Source organism: Mesobacillus foraminis, assembly GCF_004340465.1.
GTDB classification, from domain to species: Bacteria; Bacillota; Bacilli; order Bacillales; family Cytobacillaceae; genus Mesobacillus_B; species Mesobacillus_B foraminis.
Genome location: NZ_SLVV01000002.1, coordinates 279,245 through 294,974 on the forward strand (window position 1 = coordinate 279,245; position 15,730 = coordinate 294,974).

Annotated in this window: 17 protein-coding genes; 4 read left to right on the plus strand and 13 right to left on the minus strand. The window is 43.1% G+C overall.

Annotated features, from left to right (window positions below):
• Positions 1 to 71 precede the first annotated feature (71 nt).
• From urtA to EV146_RS03815, 4 genes are all read right to left on the minus strand, one after another.
• Positions 72 to 1,319 (minus strand): urea ABC transporter substrate-binding protein, encoded by a 1,248-nt coding sequence (gene urtA, locus EV146_RS03800; RefSeq protein ID WP_132002064.1) that lies wholly within the window; start codon positions 1,317 to 1,319, stop codon positions 72 to 74.
• A 199-nt stretch (positions 1,320 to 1,518) separates the two neighbouring features.
• A complete protein-coding gene (locus tag EV146_RS03805) occupies positions 1,519 to 3,471 on the minus strand; it encodes an elongation factor G (protein WP_132002067.1) in 1,953 nt (650 codons plus the stop codon).
• Between the two features lie 344 nt (positions 3,472 to 3,815).
• Complete coding sequence (locus tag EV146_RS28080; RefSeq protein ID WP_277873203.1) at positions 3,816 to 3,941, minus strand: hypothetical protein; 126 nt, start codon at positions 3,939 to 3,941, stop codon at positions 3,816 to 3,818.
• 489 nt (positions 3,942 to 4,430) lie between these two features.
• Positions 4,431 to 5,408, minus strand: a complete 978-nt coding sequence (locus tag EV146_RS03815; protein WP_132002070.1) for a ring-cleaving dioxygenase — start codon at positions 5,406 to 5,408, stop codon at positions 4,431 to 4,433.
• 463 nt (positions 5,409 to 5,871) lie between these two features.
• Here EV146_RS03815 and EV146_RS03820 point away from each other — a divergent pair, with 463 nt between their 5' ends.
• The gene (locus EV146_RS03820; protein WP_158286989.1) at positions 5,872 to 6,435 is read left to right on the plus strand and encodes a GNAT family N-acetyltransferase; all 564 of its coding nucleotides are present in this window, start codon (positions 5,872 to 5,874) and stop codon (positions 6,433 to 6,435) included.
• Between the two features lie 51 nt (positions 6,436 to 6,486).
• Here EV146_RS03820 and nadE read toward each other — a convergent pair whose 3' ends face one another.
• Positions 6,487 to 7,305 carry an ammonia-dependent NAD(+) synthetase gene (nadE, locus tag EV146_RS03825; RefSeq protein WP_132002076.1) on the minus strand — a complete coding sequence of 273 codons (819 nt, stop codon included), beginning with the start codon at positions 7,303 to 7,305 and terminating at the stop codon, positions 6,487 to 6,489.
• Between the two features lie 270 nt (positions 7,306 to 7,575).
• On the opposite strand from nadE, the gene EV146_RS03830 reads away from it, so the two are divergent.
• Complete coding sequence (locus EV146_RS03830) at positions 7,576 to 8,094, plus strand: MerR family transcriptional regulator (RefSeq protein WP_132002079.1); 519 nt, start codon at positions 7,576 to 7,578, stop codon at positions 8,092 to 8,094.
• Positions 8,095 to 8,137: 43 nt separating this feature from the next.
• Here EV146_RS03830 and EV146_RS03835 read toward each other — a convergent pair whose 3' ends face one another.
• The 6 genes from EV146_RS03835 to EV146_RS03860 form a co-directional block, all read right to left on the minus strand.
• Complete coding sequence (locus EV146_RS03835) at positions 8,138 to 9,169, minus strand: potassium channel family protein (RefSeq protein ID WP_132002082.1); 1,032 nt, start codon at positions 9,167 to 9,169, stop codon at positions 8,138 to 8,140.
• Complete coding sequence (locus EV146_RS03840) at positions 9,153 to 10,427, minus strand: glutathionylspermidine synthase family protein (protein WP_132002085.1); 1,275 nt, start codon at positions 10,425 to 10,427, stop codon at positions 9,153 to 9,155. The genes EV146_RS03835 and EV146_RS03840 overlap by 17 nt, the downstream gene beginning before the upstream one ends.
• Positions 10,428 to 10,886, minus strand: a complete 459-nt coding sequence (locus tag EV146_RS03845; protein WP_132002088.1) for an RNA helicase — start codon at positions 10,884 to 10,886, stop codon at positions 10,428 to 10,430.
• 31 nt (positions 10,887 to 10,917) lie between these two features.
• Positions 10,918 to 11,316 carry a DUF350 domain-containing protein gene (locus EV146_RS03850; protein ID WP_132002091.1) on the minus strand — a complete coding sequence of 133 codons (399 nt, stop codon included), beginning with the start codon at positions 11,314 to 11,316 and terminating at the stop codon, positions 10,918 to 10,920.
• A gap of 23 nt (positions 11,317 to 11,339) precedes the next feature.
• The gene (locus EV146_RS03855; RefSeq protein ID WP_241993796.1) at positions 11,340 to 11,756 is read right to left on the minus strand and encodes an aminotransferase yhxA; all 417 of its coding nucleotides are present in this window, start codon (positions 11,754 to 11,756) and stop codon (positions 11,340 to 11,342) included.
• A gap of 268 nt (positions 11,757 to 12,024) precedes the next feature.
• Entirely contained in the window at positions 12,025 to 12,375 is a 351-nt protein-coding gene (locus EV146_RS03860) for a hypothetical protein (protein ID WP_132002094.1), read from the minus strand.
• A 140-nt stretch (positions 12,376 to 12,515) separates the two neighbouring features.
• Between EV146_RS03860 and EV146_RS03865 the strand changes: the two genes are divergently transcribed.
• Both EV146_RS03865 and EV146_RS03870 read left to right on the plus strand, forming a co-directional pair.
• On the plus strand, positions 12,516 to 13,082 hold the full coding sequence (locus tag EV146_RS03865; RefSeq protein WP_132002097.1) for a DUF2238 domain-containing protein: 567 nt from the start codon (positions 12,516 to 12,518) through the stop codon (positions 13,080 to 13,082).
• 20 nt (positions 13,083 to 13,102) lie between these two features.
• Positions 13,103 to 13,669: a DUF2238 domain-containing protein gene (locus EV146_RS03870; RefSeq protein WP_132002100.1), complete on the plus strand. Its 567-nt coding sequence runs from the start codon at positions 13,103 to 13,105 to the stop codon at positions 13,667 to 13,669.
• A 61-nt stretch (positions 13,670 to 13,730) separates the two neighbouring features.
• Here EV146_RS03870 and EV146_RS03875 read toward each other — a convergent pair whose 3' ends face one another.
• Positions 13,731 to 14,267 carry a ribonuclease H-like YkuK family protein gene (locus EV146_RS03875; RefSeq protein WP_181215817.1) on the minus strand — a complete coding sequence of 179 codons (537 nt, stop codon included), beginning with the start codon at positions 14,265 to 14,267 and terminating at the stop codon, positions 13,731 to 13,733.
• 351 nt (positions 14,268 to 14,618) lie between these two features.
• A complete protein-coding gene (locus EV146_RS03880) occupies positions 14,619 to 15,617 on the minus strand; it encodes an NAD(P)H-dependent flavin oxidoreductase (RefSeq protein WP_309136085.1) in 999 nt (332 codons plus the stop codon).
• Positions 15,618 to 15,730: the final 113 nt, after the last annotated feature.

The window sequence follows — 15,730 nt, forward strand, 5'->3', positions numbered from 1 at the left end:
CCTCCTTCCTTCCAAGAAAGATTTTGCTGCCCTTTTACCGGAAAGAACCTCAAAGGGCAGCTGGTGCATTTCTATTTCTTTAATCCGCTGGCCCAGTCATATGTTTTTAAATATGGATCTGGTTTGACTGCTTCTCCTGAGTTCCATACCTCTTTAAACTGGCCATCGCCCTGGACCTGACCGATGCGGACCGTTTTATAAATATGCTGGTTTTCCCCGTCAACTTTCACGACTCCGCTTGGTGCTTTAAATTCGATTCCGCCGGCGGCAGCCTTCACTTTGTCAACTTCAAATGATCCTGCCTTTTCAACAGCAGCCTTCCAAAGATATACAGCGGTATAGGCTGCTTCAATAGGGTCAGCTGTAACCCTGTCTTCCCCGTATTTCTTTTTATAGTTATCTACGAAGCTTTTATTTTCAGGGGTGTCAGTTGTTTGATAGTAATTCCAGGCCGCATAGTGCCCTTCAAGGACATCTGTTCCAATCCCCCTGATTTCTTCTTCCGCAACACTTACGGATAAAACAGGAATATCTTCAGCTGTAATTCCGGCATCCTTTAATTGTTTAAAAAAGGCTACATTGCTGTCGCCATTCAATGTGTTGAAAATGACATCCGGCTTCGAAGATTTTATTTTGCTTATCACCGTATTGTAATCGGTATGTCCCATTGGGGTATATTCTTCCGCTACGGCTTTACCGCCCTTCGCCTTTAACTGAGCATTAATGATTTGGTTCGCCGTTCTAGGGAAAACATAGTCGGAACCAATCAGGAAAAACTTTATCCCTTCGTTTTCGAGAAGCCAGTCAACGGCAGGGACAATTTGCTGGTTCGTAGTTGCTCCTGTATAAAAAATATTAGGTGATGCTTCCATTCCTTCATATTGGACTGGATACCAGAGCAGGCCTTTATTTTGCTCGACAACCGGCAGCATGGCTTTTCGGCTGGCTGAAGTCCAGCCTCCAAAGATTGTCGCTACTTTGTCCTCTTGGAGGAGTTTTCTAGCTTTTTCAGCATATGTAGGCCAGTCGGACGCACCGTCTTCAATGACAGGCTCAATTTGTTTTCCAAGTACACCGCCATCTGCGTTGATTTCATCAATCGCCATTTGTTCCGCATCACGTAAAGAAACCTCACTTATTGCCATCGTTCCGCTTAAAGAATGTAAAATCCCCACCTTTACGCTGTCTCCATCAGAGACTGCTGCCTTTGAGGCTGATTCTGTTCCTTCTGTCGCTGTCTCTATCTGTGATGAGCATGCTGCAAGCAGCATGCTCATCACCACGATTGCCAACAATCCTTTTTTTCTTCCCAATTTCATTTCCCCCTTTTGTAGTGGATTGCTAAAACTTAATATAGATAAATGTACTTTCATTTCTGCTTTAACGTAACAACCTTGTTACAAAATCTTACATACTTTAGAAAGGAACTCGATATTTTCCTTTTCACAGTAAAAAACACGCCTCTTTTTTATTAGGCGTGTTAGCACGTAAGTAATATAGTTATATATCTATGTGGAACTATAGGCAGTGCATTTGTTCCTCGACTTTGTCCCATTGCACCGTATATCCCTGTCCCTTTGCACAAAAGATGGAAGAGGAGGTATAGTGGGGATCAGCATTCTTGTTGTACCCTATGTTTTTAATGACTTCGTTCTCATTATGGCAACGTCGATAACCCGCGAAAATGAGGCTCAGGGCTCCCCTCCCATGGGTGAAGGCCGCAAGCTGCATACTGTAATTCTTAAAGGTTGCAACTGGTACAGTACCTGTCAGAATGGTCTTGCTTCCATCCGTGGTTGGAGGATCAAAGGTTCCATATGCGCCTTGAATATCTGACATAACCCTTCCCATCTGTTCAGTTTCCACTTTGATTTTAAAATGATAATAGGGTTCCAGGAGAATATTATCTGCTTTTTCCAGCCCCTGCCTTAAAGCCCTGAGGGTCGCTTCTCTAAAATCTCCGCCGGATGTATGTTTATTATGGGCGCGTCCGGTCAACAGCGTCACTTTGATGTCAGTTAGAGACGATCCCGTCAGCAAACCACGATGCTCCTTTTCAATCAGATGCTGCCGGACCAGATTTTGGTTTCCGATTGACAAATCATCGCTATGGCAACTGTTTTCAAACTGGATACCGGTATTTCTCTCCCCTGGTTCGATCCTTAGATGAACTTCAGCGTAATGGCCTAAAGGCTCAAAATGGCCACAGCCAGTTACAGCACAACCAATTGTTTCTTTATAAACAATAGTCGGTTCATCAAAACTGGTTTTTAATTGAAATCGCTCCAGCACAAGATTTTCCAGAACCTCAAGCTGAATGACCCCCATGACATGGATATGTATTTCCTGCAGGTTCTCATCCCAGATCACATTTAAAGAAGGATCTTCTGCACCAAGAATCTTGAAATATTTCAATACTTCCTTTTTATTGATGTCCGGTTCAAGCTGGACCCTGGACTTTAAAGCAGGCACCATTTCATAAGGAGCCATTCCAGCCATACCGCCCACTCCATCTCCTATCTCTGCTTCTGCCAGGCCTGTTACAGCAAAAATCTGTCCCGCCTCGGCCTGTTCGCAGGTCTTATAACTGCTCCCATTATAAATGCGTATCTGGGTGATTTTTGCTCTTTTATTGTTTTCTCCCTTCCCGTATCGAATCTCATCCCGGACTTTCAACGTACCGCTCACAGCTTTAATAAATGACACTCTTGTCCCGTTCTCCATGTGCCGAATTTTATAAATATGCCCTGCAAATGGTTCCTCGCTTGAATAGCTCGTTGCAGTCAATTGCTCCATCTTTTCGAGGAAGGGCTTAATGCCAGTATCCTGAAGGGCAGACCCGCTGGCACACGCAAACAATTTTTGCTCTTTGATCATCTCTGACATTGTACTTTTCCATAAATCTTTACTAAAGCCGTGTTCAATATAATAGTCAAATAAAACATCATTTCGTTCTGCTGCAAATTCTATCAGCTCATCAGTCATATCCCCATCCTGATCCATGCTGTCAAGGCTAAAGACATCAGGTGTCAACATTTCCCTTATCTCGGCAAAAACCTCCTCAACATCTGCACCTGTACGATCGGTTTTATTGATAAAGAAAAACGTGGGAACTTTATATTTCTTCAATAGCTCCCAAATCGTTTCGGTATGTCCTTCTATTCCTTCCACCGCACTGATGATCACAATAGCATAATCCATAACCTGAAGAGTCCGTTCCATTTCAGGAGAAAAATCCACATGGCCCGGTGTATCGATCAGAAAATAATCAGACTCTCCATAGGAAAATAATGCCTGATCGGCAAAAACCGTGATGCCCCGCTGCCTTTCGATTTCATGGCTGTCCAGAAAGGCATCCTTGTGGTCGACCCGGCCTCTATGTTTAATGCTTTTAGTGTGATAGAGAAGCTGCTCGGAAAAGGTTGTTTTTCCGGCATCTACATGAGCTAAAATTCCAACTGTTTTGTTCATTTTTCTCCCTCTGATTCAATTAATCTATTCGCCATGACCAGCTCCGGGACAATTCCCCTACCTTTTTCCAGACAGCTGCATACTTTTTTTGAAATTTTGGTTTTTCCCCTTTATGTATGGGATCCTGTGCAATTATTCTCTTCATTCCTGTTTTCAAATATAAGTTCTTCAAGTCTTGACGATGTCATATCGGATCAGCGTATTGTTCTTTTCCCTTTCACAATGAATAAAACGGTCCGCCAGGCTGTTAACTGAGATCTCGTTTTTGTTCTAGCCCCAGCTAATCCCGCTTTCCATATTGATTGCAGGCTGTCTCTGGCTGTAACAAACTTTTTTATCCTTGGTCACATCCATAATGGCCTCAAAATCATCAAGGATTCTTCTTCCGGATCACTCTTTGCGAGACTACAGAGAACCTGCGCTGCTCCGGACCTTTTATGATGATCGGAGTAGGTTAATTCTTGTTTCAATAGATCTCATACCTCATAGGCCCAATCCGCTCTTTCATTCGTTGCCGCCAGTATGTTTTGGCAGGCTTCATGCTGAAGTTCCTTATCCTTCGAGTTTATATCATGAAAGTATGCTTGAATAGCAGGATTCAATTCTCCTACAAAAATGATAGAAGAAAAGCCAAAGCCTTCATAATATCCGATTTTGCCAAACCACTCCCGGGCTTCGTCTTCATTGCTTTATGATGTCCGGTTCCCCAGATCTTTTCTTGGGTATCCTCTGCAGCATGACCTGTTTCCGCATATGAATCCTGAGTTTTTTCTTCATTGGCTTTTTTGCGACTTTCTCCAGCTGCTTTTTTAGGTCTTGTCCTAGAGTTTTGGTGGCCTCCGTCATTATAAAAACCCTTTCATATTTATATTAATTGTATTGAGCCTTCATTGAAAGGTAGTTCAGAAACAATAAAAAAATAGTTGGCGTGAGTTCATTTGGAACCCACGCCAACTATTTTACTCTTTTGTGTCAAGCGGCTTGAGCTTCGCTTCTATTGCTTCCCGCTGATCCTCAAAGTAAGGAGGCAGAGCAAGGGATTCCCCTAAATGTTCAAAGTCCTCATCTCCTTCGAAGCCTGGCCCGTCGGTGGCAAGTTCAAACAATATGCCATTAGGGTCCCGGAAATAAAGAGAACGGAAATAATAGCGTTCAACAAAACCTGAACTAGCAATCCTCTTTTCTTTTAACAGGGAAACCCACTTTCGAAGTTCTTCCTCGCTCTCTACCCGGAATGCAACATGATGGACGCTCCCCCGTCCTGGTCTTTCACTGGGAAGATCGCTGCGTTCAATGATATGGACTTCGGCACCGTTCCCTCCTTCCCCCGTTTGGAACACGGTCACTTCATGCCCGCTTCCCGGCATTTTATATTTGCTGCTTTTACGATAGCCCATTATTTCCGTCATGATCGTGCTAGTGGCTCCAAGCTCTGCAACCGTCAGCATCACTGGTCCAATTCCAATAATGCCATGCTCCACAGGCACAGGGCTCTTGGCCCAGGGTTTGCCACCTGCCACTCCGCTGTTGTTCTCATCGGAAATTAAAGCCAGACGCTGATCTTCAAAATCGCGGAAAAATAAGGATTTACGTCCATTTACTTGGTCAATGTCATCATGATCGACTCCAAGTTCTTCGAAGCGCTTTTTCCAAAAAACCAGCGATTCGTCATTGGGCACTCTCAATGTGGTCAAGGATATACTATTTGTTCCTGGATAGGTATGGCCAGCATTCGGGATCTCAAAAAAGGTTAAATCAGTACCTGGATTTCCTCTTTCATCCGCATAAAATAAATGATAAACGGAAGTGTCGTCCTGGTTGACTGTCTTTTTAACAAGCCTCATCCCGAGTGTCTTTGTATAGAAATGATAATTCTTTTTGGCATTTGCAGTAAGGGCAGAAACATGGTGCTGCCCTTTTAGCGGCTTAAGCTGCATAACTTTCCCTCACTTCCGTTTTTTACTATTGTAAATCACCAGGTCACTCGTTTCCAATAAGGGGATTGGATTTGCACGCTGGTGATCATCAGCATTCCTTTACGGTTAATCCATCCCGGGGCTGCATAAGAAACCAATTATTAGTCCTGCTCCTTCCCAAAAATAATTAATACTTTTTAGATTGACCTTCTTCTTTTTTAACATTCCGCGAATAACTTAGCCTATTTAATAAGCCCTCAAAATAATAGGCAACGATCACCGTATTTTAGATGTTGATATTTATTTTGTCATTTTCAATTAAGCAGCGTAATATTCCCCCGTTTTAAAACTGTTAAAAATAAATGCCTTTTTCAAGAATTTTGTGTGAATGAATCGAAATAAGAGGATTTTTCTTTAATTATATGGAATATGTAAGGTTGAAGAAGATTTTATGCCTCAATTACTAAAATTGGAGGTGCTGGGCATGCACACAAGTGGACCATTAATTGGAAGCAGCGTGCAGCTGGATAAGATTGCAGAGAAGGATCTTAAAGAATTATGGGATCTCGTTTATGAGAAAGACCACCCAGAATGGACAAAATGGGATATCCCCTGTCTGCCTTTAATGCCGATGGAGTATGAAAGGTTTTATGATCAAATGGTCAACCTCCTGAAGCAGGGGTTTGACCGGCAATATGCCATAAAAGTACACAATGAAATAATTGGGATTGTTTTTTATAATTGGGAACAGGAATCATCCAATTCCCTAGAAATCGGCCTTGCCATTTATAGGCCTGAATATTGGAGTGAAGAAATTGAAATCGATGCCCTGAAAACCTGGATGGATCATCTTTTTGAAACATTTTCCATTCCTCGCATAGGCTTGTCAACCTGGTCGGGAAATGAGAGGATGATTACCGTTGCTAAAAAGCTGGGATTGATGGTTGAAGGACGGATACGGAAGAGCCGGCTTTACAGGAGCAGATATTACGATACGGTAAAGCTGGGCATTTTAAGGGAAGAGTGGGAGTTAAACAAACACAGGTAATCAGGAAGGCAGCTTTCATTTTAAGAAAGCTGCCTCTAGGTTTCCTCGGTGCTATTTCCACCATTCATCAAACATGCTGGCAGGAACATGGCGTTTATGCTCTGAGACTCTATAACGCTTTTCAATTTTTTCTGCTGCCTCGGGTGAAACTTCTTTTCCTTCAAGGTAATCGTCCAGCTCATCGTAGGATATACCAAGCTCCGTCTCATCTGCCTGTCCGGGCTTTTGGTCAAGAAGATCGGCGGTCGGCACTTTTAGGTAGAGCCTTTCTTCTGCTCCAAGTTCTTTCAATAAGGCACGGCCCTGACGCTTGTTCAATCCTGTAAGCGGAAGGACATCAGCTCCCCCGTCCCCGTGTTTTGTAAAGAAGCCGGTGACTGCTTCGGCCGCATGGTCTGTCCCGACAACCAGCAGTCCATCTTCCCCGGCAAACGCATACTGGGCAATCATGCGAACCCTTGCTTTAATATTCCCTTTCTGGAAATCACTCAAAGGCTTGCGTGCAGCTTCATCATATTCCGTTTTGGCTGCATCAACTGCTTCTTTTACATTGAAGATATATTCCTCATCTGCCTTGATAAAATCCAGCGCCGCCTGGGCGTCATCTTCATCATGCTGAACTCCATATGGAAGGCGGACGGCAATGAACTTGGCATCATAGCCTTCTTTTCTAGCTTCCTCCACAGCAAGCTGGGTTATCCTGCCTGCCAGTGTTGAATCCTGCCCACCGCTTATTCCAAGGACAAATCCTTTTGCTCCAGAATTTCTCAAATAAGCTTTTAAAAATTCAACCCGGTCCCGGATTTCCTGCTTTGCGTCAATTTCAGGCTTCACATTTAAATCCTTAATAATCTGTTCCTGCATTCTCATCGCATTCACCTCATTTATTAATAATAAAAGTTTAATACTTTATTCATGGAGACACAAATCAGAGGTATTAACTCTTCTCTTTTGATAACCTTCTCCCGGTTTTTTTAAACTTTTCCTATTCAACCTGGACCCCACTAACATTGATTTCGACAGAGAGTTGAAGAAATTCAATGGAAAACCACTATCTTTGCCGAAGAGAAACTTGTTTTGTCGCCAATAGAGGATTTAGGTTCCCAAGGAGCGAATGTACCCAATACGGGAGGGATGAAGATGAATACAAATGCAGTTGCAAAGTTGTTGGGGGTTTCACCGAGTACCATCCAGCGTTGGGTGAAGCAAGCCAATTTAAGAATGAAGCGCAATGAACTTGGCCATTACGTCTTTTCCGACGAAAGTATTGAGATATTAAAGAGTATACAGGAGAAAGTCAATAATGGCGTTCTGCTGCAGGATATTGCCGCAGCTGCGAAAAAGACACGCCAGGCTGCCGTAAAAACGGAAGTGGCCCATCCGGATTTCGACAAGCTTACAGCCAAAATCAGCGAACTTGAGGCGAAGCTTGAACGAAAAGCCGATGAAATCGTTTCCTACCAGCTGCTGCAGCATCGACGGGAAATCGAGGAATTAAATGAGACGATTGACCATTTGAAGGACCGGATTGAAGTGCTGGAAAACAAAAGCGCCAAAGATCAGCTGGAAGCTGAAAGCTTAATTGCAGCAGGCGCTGAAGAGAATTTCTTTAAAAAGCTAAAGAAAACAAAATTAATTAGTTCCATATTGGGGATATAGACAAGCATGGCCATCCAAGCTGTGCTTGTTCGAACTTTTTCTTTCAGTATCGCTTGATTCTCTGGTATGTTTCCTCATCACAAATGATAAACATTTTTGTATTTTCCGCAATCTTTTCTGTATGACGGCGGGCAATGTCAAGGCTGCTTCCATCAGAAATTAAAACGGCGCCCATTTCAAAAAGCTCCATCGCAGCATCCTTATAGGTCACCCAATGTGGTTTCTTTCGGATTTCATAAAGATTTTCACCCTGAGTGTTGCTCAAGAGCTGTTCAAAAATCTTGCTTGAGCCGTGGTGAATCGCAGCCTGAGCCATTAAACGGGAAACGGAGTCATTGGAAAGAATGAATTCGTCCACATTCGCATGCTCAAACAAAGCGATATGCTTTTCTTTCTTAACTTCTACAATGGTATAGAGAGATTGTTTATATTTCTTGGAAAGATGTTCTACCCTCGATGCAATCAACAAAGTTTTCCCGTCTGCATACTCGGAGAGCTGATCCCGTTCGTCGGCAAAGATGGCAACGGATTTTGCGTTGAGAATATTTGCTTTTAAAAGGACGTCTTCATCAGCAGGATTTCCGGAAATAAAATGAACACGCTCATGTTCAATAGGGGCTTTTTCTGCGTGATCGACAATGACAATATCCCCATTTTGCCCGCTATGAAGAATTTCTTCCAATACATTTTCAAGTTTTTCCTTTGATGATCCAATCAGGATGGTGTGATTTTTTCCGTTATAAGTCAATTTTCCTTCCTCCTTCAGCTTCCGGTACAGGGTCAGGCTTTCAAAAATCTTCCCAAGAATAATCCCCATTGCACCAATCCCAACGGTGTAAATCAAGAGCATGGTGAAAATTCTGCCGGCATCACTCTTTGGAAAATAATCCCCGTACCCAACTGTCAAAAGGGTGGTCATTGTCCACCACAGCGCATCAATAAATCGTGGAAATGTTTCCGGCTCAAGGACTCTTACCGTCACAGAACTGAGGAGAATCAGGAATAAGGCAAGCCAGATTGCCTTAAACAGACTGAACTTGATCACCTTTGAAAATATTTTATGTAAAATCCACATCCGGCTCTCCCCTTCTGCTATCCCTTTTTATGCCTGCAGGCAAATAGTAGGATAGATTGTTGGTTATTTTTCCTCCTGCACGGTAACCAAATGCGGCAGCACGCCCATTCAGTAAAAAACAGCCTATAAGCAGCTGACCTGCCTGTTTTCCTTTTTCACTCATGAACTCAACCCGAGGAAGCTCTGCATATTGCTGGTAAACGGCAAGATACTGTCCATAGTTTTGTTGAGGATCCGCTGTCAGAAGTGTTCCATTTCCATCATAAATTTCAACGGTATCCCCTTCCCTTCCAAAAGCTGGTTTCTTTACATAAGATAGATTCTGCTGCTTAAATGCATCGGCTTCCAAATAGGTCGGCAGGAAATAGTTTTCAATCCAAGAGTGCTCTTCCGGAGTAAACATAGGGTGGCGCTCCACATGGAGTCCCCAGATAACAGCTTGGACAGCCTTGTTTTGCAGCAGGAACGCAGAGGGTGGATTGATGATCGCAACCTTTTTTAAAGCTACCAGGTCCAGGAGCCATTTTCCTATTGGATTCCCGGACTCATCCTCGTCTAAAATCAAGTTTTCTACTGGGAATGTCTGGCGATAAAGTATATCGATCTTGGTACCGTATTCGTCATAAAGCCCTTTCCCCTCTTCAATCTGCAATTTATGCAAAGGGACAAACCTTGACGGAAGCCTGGAAATGTTTTGCAGATAGGTGACCGTTTCCCTGTCTTCCACATGATCCTCATGTGCGGTAAATACAATATACGGCTTCGGCTGCTGCAAATGCCTGGCGGATTCAAAAACAGAGGACCTTACAGCTTCTGCAAGCTTTGTTTCCATCCCCGCGTTGGGATCCGCCATTTTAAATTCCTTGCACATTAACCCGTTGACTGAGAATAACTCTTTAATAAAGGTTGGCGTATCTGCATTGATTTCAATGCATTTGTATCCGTCTCCCACTGGAATTAGATCAAGTCTTGAAATAACACTTTCAGTGGACAAAGTCTTCTGCCTCAGTACAGGAAAAGACTCTGAAGGAAAGCCCATTTCCGCCAGAGTCTCGTCAGAAACCTTTCTTAAAAGCTTGCAAACCTTGAAAAATATCTGCCCGATTCGATCACCTGCTAAGCGGATGTCGGCGATTTCATCAGTGTTCACTGCTTTAATATCATAAAGAGCATATTCCTCTCCATATAAATCATGCCAGAAACGCTCTATTCCCTGGTAAAAATTCTGTCGCTTTTTTGAGTAGGCATATACATCCACCTAAATATCCTCCCCGATGTTCTTCACATAAATTACATACACCCCGCGGTCCTCATCAATTTCAGTAGAGGTCGTTTCCATCTGGCCTAAAGCGGGAACATCCACTATATCCTTGAGCAAGTACCGGATGATTTCAAAATGGGTTGCGCACGGAATAAGAGCAAGACGGGTGTAATTTTCTTCTTCCCTGCACCTCCGTATCTCAACATGAAGCCCTTTGCCGCGAAACCCTGTTTCGTCTTTGACTGTAACATTTCTCCCGATTTCCTCCAGGACCAGAATCTCCTCTTCTCCGCTCATTTCATTGGAAATGAGCTGATATTCTCGGCCCCGCATAATAAAATACGTGCAAAGCTGCCTTGCATATAGCTCATCGACTCCAACATCCTTGGTGGAATATTCATAGAAGGGTTCGTAGCGTCCATTGCCACCATGTATGTAATAGGTTAGTTTTTTCATATTCCACCTCTGATTTCAGACATTGTTTTAGTTAATAAGACAAACACTTTGCGACAATCCAGCCGATGGACAGCGATAGAGTGAAGAGCACGACACCGACCGCCCTGTTATCTTTCTGAATCGCCTCGGAGATGCTAAAGCGGATGGTAATGATTTCCGCAATGAAAAAGGCAATGATTTGTGAAATAATTCCGATTCCGCCCCATATAGCCATATCCAGGAGTGATATGGAATACTCGGCAGCGGCACCTAGAACAATGGCAAGACCAAATACCTTGCCCCCAAGCGAAAGTGCGGCCGTCACATTATGCTGGCCAATCAGTTTAAATTCCTTAACCTTAGTAGTGCTGATTTCAAAAAGGATTGTTCCGATCAATAATAGCAGTAAGGCCAATCCTAAATAAGAAGCAAAATTCAAATATAAGTTCACAGCTTTTCCCCTCTTTCGTTAAATCAACCGCCGTAGCTTTTAGACCCGCTCCCGAATCCAGTACTACCCTTTACACTCGGTGCGTCACTGCCAGATCCCGACGTCACGTTGCTTGTGGACGAAACCGATGAACTGCTGCCTTTGAAAGACGCACTGTTTTTGTAGTTCATATAGTCCTGGCTTTTATTCAGCATCGGCTTGCTGGAGTAATACCTTCCTCCGTAATAATAATGGCCATAATGGCCGGAACTCGAGTCTTCACACTCCCAAACTCCGTCATCAATGTCCCATTCCCATTCCGAACAGCTCTGGTCATCCGGCACAGGCGGAAGATCGCTTTCTTCGGCATACTGTTCCTGTGCAGAGGAACCGCAGCCAGCCAATCCCAGCATGAGCGCTGCAGAGGAAATGCCTGCCATTACTCTTTGTGTTTTTTTCACTGCTTTCACCCCTTTTTCACATGGAATATTTTACGAATCAAACTTGAAAAAGATTCAAAAACGATTCCAGCTTTCACCAGTTTTGTAAAAACCATTTTAATAATCTCGTATTTTGTCAGGATTGAAAAGAGAATTTTAATAAAAATTTAAAAAAGGACGGATAATTCCCGCCGACACCCTTTAATAGCAAACGTATAAGGCGGATAAAGAGATTCTTTATCCGCCCCTTTTGTTCTGCTTTTACGCAATCTTTTTAGCCAGGTCCTTTTTAGTATGGATAATAGTAAGGGAACGGCACAAAGTATGGAAATACAAAGACATTGTAAGGAAAACGCCTGCGGCGGTAACGGCGGAATCTTCTTCTGCCTCCATAACCTCCATAACCGCCGTATCCTCCATAACCCCCAAATTGTCTGCTTTCGTCAGGGGACTCTTCGACTTCTTCAGCCACCAGCATGGTTACACCTTCCTGGTCCATCCCTTCCAGTATTCCATCAATTCTATAGCCTTCTCTTGTCTGCCCGACCACGTGATAATCCATGTACCGCCTGCACGTGCCCATGATGTCTCTCATGTTCTCATTTACAAATTCATAGTTGTATTGACTCATATCATTCATGATTATCCCTCCTCGCCCAGCCATATTATTCAGTATAAAAACAAATGTGCCTATACTTTTGAAGTTTTATCAAAAAGCACAGGTACATTGAGAATTTCATTTTTCATAAATGGTTATAATTTTATTATTGAGGTGTTGAAATGAAGAGAAAAATCATTATGACTTTAAGTATAGTTTTTATGGTCTTTATGGCTGCCCTGCTAATTTACTTTTTAACAAAGGATGATACCTCCCGCTGGCAGGTCGCCCTGGGCGGGATATTGGTCAGTGCTTTGCCGCTTTTATTGTTAAGATTAAAAAACATTCCCTTTTCGATTTCCATTATCATAGGATACTTTGTATTTATTACATGTTCGACGGTACTAGGTTCGATTGCCAAGTTTTATGTGGATGTAAGATGGTGGGACACGACACTTCACTTGTATAAAGGGGGTTATGTAGGGTTTGTTGCCATTACTCTATGTAAAATCTGTATCCCTGGAAAGGTATGGGGGGACGTGTCTCGCTGGATTATCTTCCTCTTTGTCCTATCACTTGCGGTAACGGCAAGCGTGCTATGGGAAATTTACGAATTCGCCGGCGACCTCTTTTATACGGAAACCATGCAAAGAGGAGGCAACAAGGATACGATGTATGATTTGCTTGCCGGATTTGCAGGTGGCCTGCTGGTTGCGATTTATGCTTTATTAAAAAAACGGACAGTATAGGAATTGCGAGGAGTGAAGGAATGAAGCGAATCCTTATCATCGTGCTATGCTCGATTTACGCCCTTTTCATGGCAGCTTTATCCATTTACTACAAAAATACCGGAGAATCCTTTAATTCACTGGTTGCCGCCAGCGGTATTGCTTGTGGAGCACTCCCGCTCTTGCTGGGGTTCTTCACGAAATTTAAATTTAACTTGCCAATTGTTGCCTCTTATTTGATTTTTTTATTTGGTTCACAATACCTGGGCTCCATCCTTGGCTGGTATGGCCTGGGCTGGTGGGACCTCCTCATGCACTTTATCTCAGGCGGCCTTCTGGCTTTTATTGGGATTGCTTTATATGAAAGAATGGCCCATCGAAATGCCGGGAGCCAAATATCCTCATGGTTTATTTTCCTTTTCACTTTTTCGTTTGCCGTACTGGGCGGCGTTATATGGGAGATTTATGAATTCAGCGGGGATCAGTTTTTCGACATGACCCTCCAGGGCGGAGGGAATAAGGACACAATGGTCGATTTGATTGCTGACGCTGTCGGGGGCTTTCTGATTGCACTCTGGGCAGGAATCAGGACTAAAATAAAGAAATGAATACCTGTTACCATTGTTTAATGCTGTATTGCTTCGTCTTTCTGATGCAGGTGTCCACTTTCTATTTGGTAAATCGATTCGCATAGCTCGAAGCAACGAATGCCTCCGGTTTTATTTTTGGTTCTACCCCCATTGATTCAATGCGGGAAACCATTTCTTTTACAAATTCTCTTGTTTTATTTCTTGTTCCGGATCCAATATCCAAATGTCCCTCCATAGTAAAAGTGGCCCCTTTATAAATATGCGGGAGAACAATGTCAATCATCCTGTTTTTTCGTTCCTCCGTAAACATGTAGACGATTTCTTCGGTCAATGAGGTCTCGAGGCTAATCCGCTCATGCAAATGAAGCATCTTCCTGGGCACGATGTGCTTTCGAATGCAGGCCCAGGCACCTTTCCTTTGATTCTGGATGACAATTCCGGTAATAAAAACGGTACGATCACAATGTACTTGAGAATCAGTCCCTACCATAAGACGATAATTCCCGCCTGGATGACGGTACATAAACCTGAGTATTCTTTCAAAAACCTGCTCAAACGTCAATTCCTGTTCCTGTAAATTTTGAAACCTTCCGTCCCTGTTAATTGCTTTCCCCATTTAGATATCACCACACCACATTGGGATCTTCATACTAATTGCTAGTCAGCCTGATAAAAAACAGCTTATATAATCAGTATATTGAGCTATTGGGACATTGTTGTTACTTTTTTATTCATTTTAGCTTTTTACGATATCCTTCTTTAAAATTGCAGAAAAGCAGGGTTCTTCCACCACTGCTTTGTCTGGCAGCTGGAAAGTCTCCCTGCTATGCTGTCTTCTTTTACCCGGGTATCAGAAATTCATCCCGGCAAATTGAAGGATATACGGTAGCTGTGCGGATTTCTCTTCCATCCAGTTGACCAATTTCCTTCAAAACTCTTTCACCTTATGTGAACCGTGCATACGTCTTTACTTTACCATCTTTATGTTCATAAACCTGTCGGCCTGTGCCTGTACATGAAGGTAAGCCTCTTTATATTCCTGTTTTAATTGTGCAATAATTTCTCCTGCGGTCTGTATCTCTTTGATTGAACCGATTCCATGCCCTGCTGACCAGATATCCTTCCATGCCTTCGCACTGTTTTCCTTTTGCATTTCATCAAAATTAACATTCTCTTTCTTTGTCAGGGATGCAGAGTCAATCCCAGCTCTTTCGATACTTGGCTTCAACATATTGGACTTGACTCCTGAGAATGCATCTGTAAAAATCAAATCTTCCTGGGTTGAATTCACGAGCATTTGACGGTATTCATCCTTCGCCATGCTTTCTGTTGCCACAATGAATCTTGTTCCCATATAAGCGATATCTGCACCCGCTGCCTGGGCTGCAAGGATTCCCTTCCCGGTCGAGATCGATCCTGCAAGAACAATAATGCCATCCCAGAATGTCCTGACCATATCCACAAAGGCAAAACTATTAATCTCACCCGCATGGCCCCCCGCTCCACTTGCAACCAGGATTAAACCGTCTGCACCTGCCTCCGCCGCCTTCTTTGCAAACTTTAGATCGCTGACATCAGAAAATACCAGACCACCATATTCATGCACGATGTCCACTATTTTCTTTGGATTGCCTAAAGAGGTAATGACAAGCTGGGGCTGATATTTTTTTATAAGTTCAATTTCTTCATCAAGGCGGCTGTACGAACTGTGAACCACCATATTCATGGCCCAGGGAGCAATTCTTTGGTTTGGATTTAGCTCCTTTGCCTTGCTTAATTCTTCATTCAAATGGGCCATCCAGCCTTCAAGAACTTCAATCGGCCGGGCATTGGGGGCCGGAAATGAACCAATTACACCATTTAGGCAGGCAGCCTTCACAAGCTCCGGACCCGATACTAAAAACATTGGTGCAGCAATAGCGGGAATTGATAACGAATTCAGCCAGCTTTTGGGGAGTGTCTTCACCAATTTTCTCTCTCCTGTCATTACATATTTATTAGTAAATCTATCTACTCATAATTTTCTAAAAAGGTTATTTATCATACAAAATACCGTTCCAGCGAGTCCGTTGTTTTTAA

What these genes read in the sequence shown, in the direction of transcription:
- urtA (WP_132002064.1), bottom strand. Translation starts at nt 1,319, where the DNA reads ATGAAATTGGGAAGAAAAAAAGGATTGTTGGCAATCGTGGTGATGAGC.
- EV146_RS03805 (WP_132002067.1), bottom strand. Translation starts at nt 3,471, where the DNA reads ATGAACAAAACAGTTGGAATTTTAGCTCATGTAGATGCCGGAAAAACA.
- EV146_RS03815 (WP_132002070.1), bottom strand. Translation starts at nt 5,408, where the DNA reads ATGCAGCTTAAGCCGCTAAAAGGGCAGCACCATGTTTCTGCCCTTACT.
- EV146_RS03820 (WP_158286989.1), top strand. Translation starts at nt 5,872, where the DNA reads ATGCACACAAGTGGACCATTAATTGGAAGCAGCGTGCAGCTGGATAAG.
- nadE (WP_132002076.1), bottom strand. Translation starts at nt 7,305, where the DNA reads ATGAGAATGCAGGAACAGATTATTAAGGATTTAAATGTGAAGCCTGAA.
- EV146_RS03830 (WP_132002079.1), top strand. Translation starts at nt 7,576, where the DNA reads ATGAATACAAATGCAGTTGCAAAGTTGTTGGGGGTTTCACCGAGTACC.
- EV146_RS03835 (WP_132002082.1), bottom strand. Translation starts at nt 9,169, where the DNA reads ATGTGGATTTTACATAAAATATTTTCAAAGGTGATCAAGTTCAGTCTG.
- EV146_RS03845 (WP_132002088.1), bottom strand. Translation starts at nt 10,886, where the DNA reads ATGAAAAAACTAACCTATTACATACATGGTGGCAATGGACGCTACGAA.
- EV146_RS03860 (WP_132002094.1), bottom strand. Translation starts at nt 12,375, where the DNA reads ATGAATGATATGAGTCAATACAACTATGAATTTGTAAATGAGAACATG.
- EV146_RS03865 (WP_132002097.1), top strand. Translation starts at nt 12,516, where the DNA reads ATGAAGAGAAAAATCATTATGACTTTAAGTATAGTTTTTATGGTCTTT.
- EV146_RS03870 (WP_132002100.1), top strand. Translation starts at nt 13,103, where the DNA reads ATGAAGCGAATCCTTATCATCGTGCTATGCTCGATTTACGCCCTTTTC.
- EV146_RS03875 (WP_181215817.1), bottom strand. Translation starts at nt 14,267, where the DNA reads ATGGGGAAAGCAATTAACAGGGACGGAAGGTTTCAAAATTTACAGGAA.